General features: G+C 70.3%; 10 protein-coding genes. 4 read left to right on the top strand and 6 right to left on the bottom strand.

Annotated features, from left to right (window positions below; all coding sequences use genetic code 11):
* From FNH05_RS26595 to FNH05_RS26610, 4 genes are all read right to left on the bottom strand, one after another.
* Nucleotides 1–376 (bottom strand): polyadenylate-specific 3'-exoribonuclease AS (locus FNH05_RS26595; protein ID WP_144591451.1); only part of this gene is annotated, 376 nt, incomplete at its 3' end.
* Nucleotides 377–396: 20 nt separating this feature from the next.
* Nucleotides 397–1,170 (bottom strand): lysophospholipid acyltransferase family protein, encoded by a 774-nt coding sequence (locus tag FNH05_RS26600; protein ID WP_144591452.1) that lies wholly within the window; start codon nt 1,168–1,170, stop codon nt 397–399.
* A 125-nt stretch (nt 1,171–1,295) separates the two neighbouring features.
* Nucleotides 1,296–2,672: a serine hydrolase domain-containing protein gene (locus tag FNH05_RS26605; RefSeq protein WP_144591453.1), complete on the bottom strand. Its 1,377-nt coding sequence runs from the start codon at nt 2,670–2,672 to the stop codon at nt 1,296–1,298.
* Nucleotides 2,669–2,917 (bottom strand): hypothetical protein, encoded by a 249-nt coding sequence (locus FNH05_RS26610; protein ID WP_246127955.1) that lies wholly within the window; start codon nt 2,915–2,917, stop codon nt 2,669–2,671. Before FNH05_RS26610 ends, FNH05_RS26605 begins: the two co-directional genes overlap by 4 nt.
* A 193-nt stretch (nt 2,918–3,110) precedes the next feature.
* Between FNH05_RS26610 and FNH05_RS26615 the strand changes: the two genes are divergently transcribed.
* The 3 genes from FNH05_RS26615 to FNH05_RS26625 all read left to right on the top strand — a co-directional run bounded on the left by FNH05_RS26615 (nt 3,111) and on the right by FNH05_RS26625 (nt 5,431).
* Nucleotides 3,111–4,031, top strand: a complete 921-nt coding sequence (locus FNH05_RS26615) for a GbsR/MarR family transcriptional regulator (protein ID WP_144591455.1) — start codon at nt 3,111–3,113, stop codon at nt 4,029–4,031.
* A 147-nt stretch (nt 4,032–4,178) separates the two neighbouring features.
* Nucleotides 4,179–4,934: an alpha/beta hydrolase gene (locus FNH05_RS26620; protein WP_144591456.1), complete on the top strand. Its 756-nt coding sequence runs from the start codon at nt 4,179–4,181 to the stop codon at nt 4,932–4,934.
* Nucleotides 4,931–5,431 (top strand): hypothetical protein, encoded by a 501-nt coding sequence (locus FNH05_RS26625; RefSeq protein WP_144591457.1) that lies wholly within the window; start codon nt 4,931–4,933, stop codon nt 5,429–5,431. The genes FNH05_RS26620 and FNH05_RS26625 overlap by 4 nt, the downstream gene beginning before the upstream one ends.
* 37 nt (nt 5,432–5,468) lie before the next feature.
* Here the strand turns inward: FNH05_RS26625 and FNH05_RS26630 are convergent, their stop codons facing one another.
* Nucleotides 5,469–6,728 (bottom strand): RNA polymerase sigma factor, encoded by a 1,260-nt coding sequence (locus tag FNH05_RS26630; RefSeq protein ID WP_144591458.1) that lies wholly within the window; start codon nt 6,726–6,728, stop codon nt 5,469–5,471.
* Between the two features lie 7 nt (nt 6,729–6,735).
* The gene (locus FNH05_RS26635; protein ID WP_144591459.1) at nt 6,736–7,155 is read right to left on the bottom strand and encodes a YciI family protein; all 420 of its coding nucleotides are present in this window, start codon (nt 7,153–7,155) and stop codon (nt 6,736–6,738) included.
* Between the two features lie 189 nt (nt 7,156–7,344).
* On the opposite strand from FNH05_RS26635, the gene FNH05_RS26640 reads away from it, so the two are divergent.
* On the top strand, nt 7,345–7,771 hold a 427-nt coding region (locus FNH05_RS26640), incomplete at its 3' end, for a glycerate kinase (protein WP_144591460.1).

Consider the following 7,771-nt stretch of genomic DNA (forward strand, 5'->3'; position numbering starts at 1 on the left):
CATCCTCCCAGCGCTGCCGCAGGTCCCGGGTGAACCGGGGCAACTGGCGCGGCAGATCCGGCATCGCCCCCCACAGCTGGGCGAGCGCGACGTGGTCGTAGGCGGCGTACCAGGCCCACAGTTCGATCCCGCCGGACGGCTTGCCGAAGAACTCGAGCAGGTCGGCACGGATCTGCGACCGGCTGCGCCACGCCTTGTCGGCGGGCGAGGGCAGCTTGTCGAGGACGTTCTCGCGGACCCACGGGCCCGCCTTGGCGGGGTCGAAGTCGGTCGAGACCGCGTAGAACTCCCGGCCCCGCTCGTCCACGACACCGATCGACACCAGGTCGATCGTCACGCCGTCCTCGATGAATTCGGTGTCGTAGAAAAATCGCACCGAAGCACCTTAGGCCCGGGCTATCGGGTCTTCGCCCCGGGGACCCCCGCGGCCTCGGCCGACTTGGCGGCCCCATCCGCCTGCGAGGGCACCGACGGGCGCACGCCCGCCGCCTCGGCGGCCATCAGTTCCTTCGCCCGCGCCGCGTAGATGTCCACGTACTCCTGGCCGGACAGCTCCATCAGCGCGTACATGATCTCGTCGGTGATCGAGCGCTCGACGAACCGGTCACCGGAAAGACCCGCGTAGCGCGAGAAGTCCAGCGGCTTGCCGAAGCGGATCTCCAGCCGGTGCGGCCGCCACATCTTCGACCCGATGGGGTTGACCTTGTCGGTGCCGATCATGGCGACCGGGATCACCGGCACCCCGGCCTCCAGCGCGATCCGCGCCACACCGGTCTTTCCCTTGTGCAGGCGGCCGTCCGGCGACCGCGTGCCCTCCGGGTAGATGCCCAGCAGGCGCCCCTCCCGGAGCAGCCGGATCGCGGTGTCCAGCGCGGCCTGCGCGGCGGAGCCGCTGGACCGGTCGATCGGGATCTGGCCGATCCCGGTGAAGAACCACTTCTTCAGCCGTCCCTTGAAGCCCTTCTCGGTGAAGTACTCGGACTTCGCGGGGAAGGTGACCCGGCGCGGCACGCGCAGGGGCATGAAGAAGGAGTCGGCCACCGCGAGGTGGTTGCCGGCCAGGATCGCCCCGCCGGTCGCCGGGATGTTCTCGATGCCGGTGACCTTCGCGGGCCACAGCAGCCTGAGCAGCGGGCCCAGGAACACGTATTTCAACAACCGGTACAGCACCGCGACATGGCCTCCAACCTGCCCGGATCGGCTCGCCGATCCAGCGTACGGACGATGCCGGGCACGGCACAACGCCAGAGCACTGCGTGCGCGGGATGTCACAGCCCGCACGATCGCCGCAGTGGTCACCCTGTTCGTGGGTGCACCCGGCTGTTGGTGTGCAGGTACCCGGCGGCTCCGTTCGCGAAGCCGTAGATCGCGACGGTCTGGGTGTCCTCCAGCGGATCCGCGGGTGGCATCAGGAAGTGCGTCTCGCTCACCGGGAGCAACTCGTACCGGATGCGGTCCGGTTTCCCGAGGAACTGTGCCTGCATCGGGTCGAGGACCAGGGTGAGGTACAGCGTTCCGTCGTCGGCGAACACCTCGTACCGTGCGCCTGGGCGCTCGTAGACGCCCTCGTACCCGGACAGGTCGAGGTTCAGTGCCGGGTCCGGTGCGGGCAGGTCCGGGATGGTGGCCGTGCCGAGGTCGGTCAGGATCTCGTTGAACACCTTGCGGTAGAAGCTGTCCCGCGGGCCGCCGTTGGTCAGCATCACGACGGCGGTGTCCGAGTCCGGCAGGAGCCGGAGCCGGGCGTTCTGGCCGATCGTGCTGCCGTCGGTGGCGTAAACGGTTTCGCCCTGCCAGTCGCACACGATGAGGCCGAGCGCCCATTCCGGACCGAACACGTACGGGTCCGGCACGGGAACCCGCGAACGCATCATCTCCCGGATGCTCTCGGCGGACACGATCCGCCTTCCGCTGGGCGCCGTGCCCTCGCTGAGCAGGACGTGCGCCATCGTGAGCACCTCCCGGGTCGTCGAGGTGATGTTGCCGCCGGGCCCGAAGGCACGCGGCAGGTAGTCCACCGGTGTGACGATGGCGCCCTCGTCCGGCGAACGGATCAGGTGCCCGGTCGCGGCCCGGGTCTGGTCCACCTGCTCGCGCCGACTGTTCGTACTGGTCAGCCCCAGGGGATCGAAGAGACGATCCCGCATGACGTCGTCCCAGCGCTTACCGTCGAGCACTTCCAGGATGCGGGCGAGGATCGCGTAACCCAGCGCCGCGCTGTAGCCGTGGGTGCGGCCCAGCGGGAAAACCTGGGGCGCGCCGGCGATGTTGCCGACCATGCGCTCGTAGACATCGTCGTCTTCGCCGGGATCGCCGTAGGCCTCCTCGATACCGCTGGTGTGGTACAGCAGATGCCGGGGGGTGACCTTGGCGCTCGCCTCGGGATCGGCCACCGCGAAGCCGGGCAGGTAGGTTCGCACCGGCTCGTCCAGGTCGGCCCTTCCCTCGTCGACGAGCTGCATGAAGGCCAGCGCCGTCCACGTCTTGGTCATGGAGCCGCACTGGAAGACGGTGCCGGTCGTCACGGGTTCCCGCGTCTCCACGTTCTTGACGCCGACCGCGAATTCGGTCACCTCCCCGCCGTGGAGCACGCCGATCGAGGCGCCCGGGATCCCGTACTCGGTCAGGAGCCGGGCGAGGCGGGCGCGAATCCCCGGCACGTCGATCGTCATCGGGGGAGCCCGACCGCGTTCGCGGCGTCCGCTTCGAAGTACTCCGTCGTCGCGTAGGCACCGGTGTGTGCCTCGAAGAACTGCCGAACGCCCTCGATGGAGTCGTGGGTGATGACGTTGACCGCTTTGGCCCCGTCCTTGCTCGCGACCGCCACCTTCCACTCGGCGCCCTTGGGGAGATTGGCGTGCGCCCGCTTCAGGCCGCTCCAGAACTTGCCGTCGTCCGAGACGGTCGACAGTGCCATGACGTGCATCCTCGTGTCCTCCTCATTTCCGAATGAGGAAAAGCTACGTTGCGTTTCCAATCACGTCAACGAAATGACACACAAAGCCACAGTTCAAGGGCCAATCGTTGCAACGGAATTGTGAATGAATGCAACTGCCCCGACCGGTCGTTGCACTGTACTGTGGGTGAACGCAAGGAGGAGAGGTGCACCGGTGCCCGGAGGCAGGCTGACCCACGAGGACCGACGGCGGATCGCGGCCTGGCTGGCCGACGGGCTGGGGTATGCCGAGATCGGCCGACGGCTCGGCCGTCCGACGTCCACCATCAGCCGGGAGGTGGCACGGAACGGCGCATCCGGCGACTACCTGGCCGAGCGCGCCCAGCAGGCCGCCGGCCATCGTGCCCGGCGGCGCAGGACGGCCCGCCCCGCCGAGTCGACGGCCGACGGGCAGACCGAGGTGGTGCGCGGCTTCGTGGAGCGGTTCGCGACCCTGCTGGCCGCAACCGGCCTGCCCCGGATGACCGCGCGGGTGTTCGTCTGCCTGCTCACCGCGGACGCCAACGGCCTGACCGCCGCCGATCTGGTGCGCAGGCTCCAGGTCAGCCCGGCGTCGGTGTCCAAGTCCATCAGGCACCTCGAAGCCCTGGAGTTGGTCGTGCGCCGGCCGGACCCCGGTGGGCGCCGCGAGCGGTACTTCGTCGGGGACGACGTCTGGCTCCGCGCGTGGCGGACCGACACCGGCGCCCATGCCGAGATCGCGGCAGCCGCGCAGCGGGGCATCGAGATTTTCGGCGCCGACACCACCGTTGGCGCCCGGCTCGGCGAAATGGGCCGGTTCTTCGCCTGGCTCAGCGAACAGATGAGCGGCAGCCTCGTCACCGAGACGCTCGCCCACGACGCGCTGACCGTGCTCGCCGCGTTCGTGCACGCCGGCAGGCCGCTCACGCTCGCCACGCTGGCCACCGCGCTCGGCTGGCCCCCGGACCGCACTGTCGCCGCCCTGGAGGCGATCCACCGTCGCCCGGCCATCGCCGATCCACTCGCCCTGCGGACCATCGGGCCCGAGACCTACACCCTCATCGCCAGAACGGATCGCCTCAGCCCGGCTCAACGCGAAGCACTCGGGACGTGAGTGCGCACCGGCGCGGCACCGCAGGTGCGCCGGGCATGTTCGGATCGGCCCCCGCATGGGACCATGGACGGCACAACCGGATCATCAGCCGATCCACCTGCCTGATCACCTGCCTGATCGACGAAGTCAACGGAAGGGCGGCCGACCATGCCCGTACTCGCCGGTGCGGAACCCTTCACCCACAGCGGTTCCGGGCGGATCGGCGTCCTGCTGTGCCACGGTTTCACCGGTACGCCGCAGAGTCTGCGCCCCTGGGGCGAGTACCTGGCCGCGCGCGAGTTCACCGTCCGCTGCCCGCTCCTGCCCGGGCACGGCACGACGTGGCAGGAGTGCAACCGCACCGGCTGGCCGGACTGGTACGCCTGCGTGCGCGACGAACTGCTCGCCCTGCTCGACTCCTGCGATTCGGTGTTCGTGTTCGGCATGTCGATGGGCGGCACCCTGGCCCTGCGGCTGGCCGAGGAGTTCGGCGAGCAGATCCGCGGCGTGGTGCTGGTGAATCCCTCGGTCACCACGCTGCGTTGGGACGCCAAGCTGCTGCCCGTGCTGTCGAAGGTGCTGCCCTCGGTCGCCGCCATCGGCAACGACATCGCCAAACCGGGCGTGACAGAGCTGGCCTATCGCCGGACCCCGGTGCGGGCCGCGGCGAGCCTCGCCCGACTGTGGCGGATCGTCCGCACCGACCTGCCAAAAGTCACGCAGCCGCTATTGTTGTTCCGGTCCGCCGTGGACCATGTGGTGGAACCGGTGAACGCGGCGCTCATCCGTTCCGGAGTGCGCAGCGAGTGGCTCACCGAGGTAGTGCTGGAAAACAGCTTCCACGTGGCCACGCTCGACCAGGACGCCCCGCTGATCTTCCAGCGCAGCGTCGAGTTCGCACAGGAGCAGGTGGGATCCCGATGAGCTCGCACGGCACCGATCCGGAGGACGTGGACGCCGCGTTCGCGGCGATCGTCGCCGATCTGCGCGCGGAGGGCGTCGGCAAGTTCGACGAGGAAACCCTGGAACCACAGCAACCGCCACAGCAACCGCCGCAGCCACCCCAGCCGCCCCGCCCGGCAGGCGCCGTCCCGCCGCCGGAACGGGACGCGTCCTGGCGTGGTGGCGGAACGCCATGGGACGACGTCGTCCTCGGCGACGATCCGGCCGAGGACAACGAGCACTTCGTGCCACCGGAACCGCCGCCACTGCCCCGGCCCGGCAAGGGTGCCTTCGTCGTGCTGCTGTTCTTCCTGGTGGGCCTGTTCCTGCTGATCGCGCCCGGGGTGATCGGGCTGAGCGCCACCGTGGGCACCCCGCTGGGCATCCTCTCCCTGGTGATCGCGCTCGCGCTGCTCCTGTTGCGGGTCAAGCAGGGCCCGCCCGACGGGGCCGATCCCAGCAACGGAGCCCAGGTCTGACCCCGGGATCCCCCACGGAGCCGCTTGCGGTGGGCCGTCAGCCGTGCCGGCCGGTGTTGCGCTCGGCCAGCCGGGCGGCCCGCAGGTTCAGGTAGCGCTGCTGTGGGATGCTGCCGGTGCGCTGTGCTGCGGTCTGGTAGCACTCGCGCGCGGCCACCCGGTCGCCGGTCAGTTCCAGCAGGTGCGCCCGGGCCGCGTGCCATCGGTGGTCTGCCGCGATCCGCCCGTCGCCGGCCAGCCTGCCGAGCAGGTCCAGCCCGGCATCGGGTCCTTCGACCATGGCCACCGCGACCGCGTGGTTGAGCGCGACCACCGGGTTGTCCGACATCCGCAGCAGCACCTCGTAGAGCGCCACGATCTGCGGCCAGTCCGTCTCGTCGGCGCTGGGCGCCTCGTCGTGGATCGCGGCGATGGCCGCCTGGAGTTGGTAGGGCCCGGTCGTGCCGCGGGGCAGCGCATACGTGATCAGCCCGATACCCTCGGCGATCTGCCCGGTGTGCCAACGGCTCCGGTCCTGTTCGGCCATCGGGATCAGCGTGCCGTCCTTGCCGATGCGCGCCGGGCGCCGCGCGTCGGTGAGCAGCATCAGCGCCAGCAGCCCGGTCACCTCGCTGTCCTCCGGCAGCAACCGGTGCATCAGCCGGGCCAGCCGGATCGCCTCGGTGGACAGTTCCACCCGCACCAGGTTCGCGCCGGAGGTGCTGGCGTAGCCCTCGTTGAAGATCAGATACAACACGTGCAGCACGGCGGCCAGCCTGCCGGCCCGTTCGGCCTCGGCGGGCATGCGGAACGGCATGCCGCTGGCCTTGATCCGCTGTTTGGCCCGGCTGATCCGCCGGGCCATGGTGGCTTCGGGCACCAGGAACGCGCGGGCCACCTCGGCGGTGGTCAGACCGCCGACCGCGCGCAGGGTGAGCGCGATCTGCGACGCGGGCGACAGCGCCGGATGGCAGCACAGGAACAGCAGGATCAGCGTGTCGTCGGAGCCGGTGACCGGCCGGTCGGCGGGCGGTGCGAGCCAGTCGGTCGGCAGCGTCCAGGTGGCTACCGCGTCCTCCCGCCGCTGCCGGGCCTGCTCGTTGCGCAGAAGGTCGACCAGACGCCGGGAAGCAACCGTGATCAGCCAGCCGCGCGGATTGGCCGGCGTGCTGTCGCCGGTCCACTGGGTCGCGGCCGCGAGCAAGGCCTCCTGCACCGCGTCCTCGGCCAGGTCGAAATGCCCGTAACGGCGGACGATCGAGCCGAGGACCTGCGGCGCCAGTTCGCGCAACAGGCCCTCGACCTCGATGCCGGACATGGACCGATCACGGTTCCAGGTCAGCGCGCGACTCGGCAATCGGCCGGACGTCCGCGTAGGCCCGCGCGGCCACGTGCGCCGGACCGGGCGTGCGGCTGAGCCGGGAGGCGATCTCGGTTGCCCGGTCGAAGCTTTCACATTCGACGATCCAGTACCCGGCCAGGACCTCCTGGGTCTCCGCGTACGGCCCGTCGGTCACCACCGGCTCCCCGTCCGGCCCATTGCTGATCCGCCTGGTGTGCACCGGCGCGTCCAGGGCCCGGGTTTCCACCAGCTCACCGGACTCGGCCAGTTCCTGGTTGAACTTCTCCATGAACTCGCCCATGGCCGCGAAGTCCTCGGCCGTCCAGGCCGGGCCGCCGGTGGCCTTGCCCGCCATGGCGTCGTAGTCCTGCTGGGAACCGTAAGCCAGGATCATGTACTTCATGGTGGTCTCCTCATCCGTGCGGACACCGCCGTGATGTCCGTGCACCAGAGACGTCGAAGCCGCGGGCACGGACCGGACACGACCTGAGCGTAGTCGGCCATCTCTCATGGTCGTAGCCATTGGCGTCGTCGTCGCGGTGACCAGTTGCTGCGGGCGGTGGCCCGGATCCGGTCGAAGTAGGGTCCTCCCATGTCTCGTGTGATCATCGCCCCGGACAAGTTCAAGGGATCGCTGCCCGCGAAGGAGGTCGCCGAGGCGGTGGCGGCCGGGCTGCGGCGCGCGGTGCCCGGAACCGAGACACTGGCCTGCCCGATCGCCGACGGCGGGGACGGGACGGTCGCGGCCGCGGTGGCCGCCGGGTTCGCATTCGTCCCGGCCGAGGCGACCGGCCCCACCGGCGAGCGCGTGCGCACAGGCTACGCGCGCCGGGACGCGGTGGCCGTGGTCGAACTGGCCGCCGTGTCCGGGCTGAGCCTGCTTCCCGGTGGTGTCCTCGCCCCGCTGACGGCGAACACGCTCGGGGTGGGTGAACTGATCGGACGGGCCCTCGCCGACGGCTGCACGCGGATCGTGCTGGGGCTGGGCGGGAGCGCGGGCACCGACGGCGGTTCCGGGC

This window comes from Amycolatopsis rhizosphaerae, assembly GCF_007713715.1.
Classification (GTDB): domain Bacteria; phylum Actinomycetota; class Actinomycetes; order Mycobacteriales; family Pseudonocardiaceae; genus Amycolatopsis_E; species Amycolatopsis_E rhizosphaerae.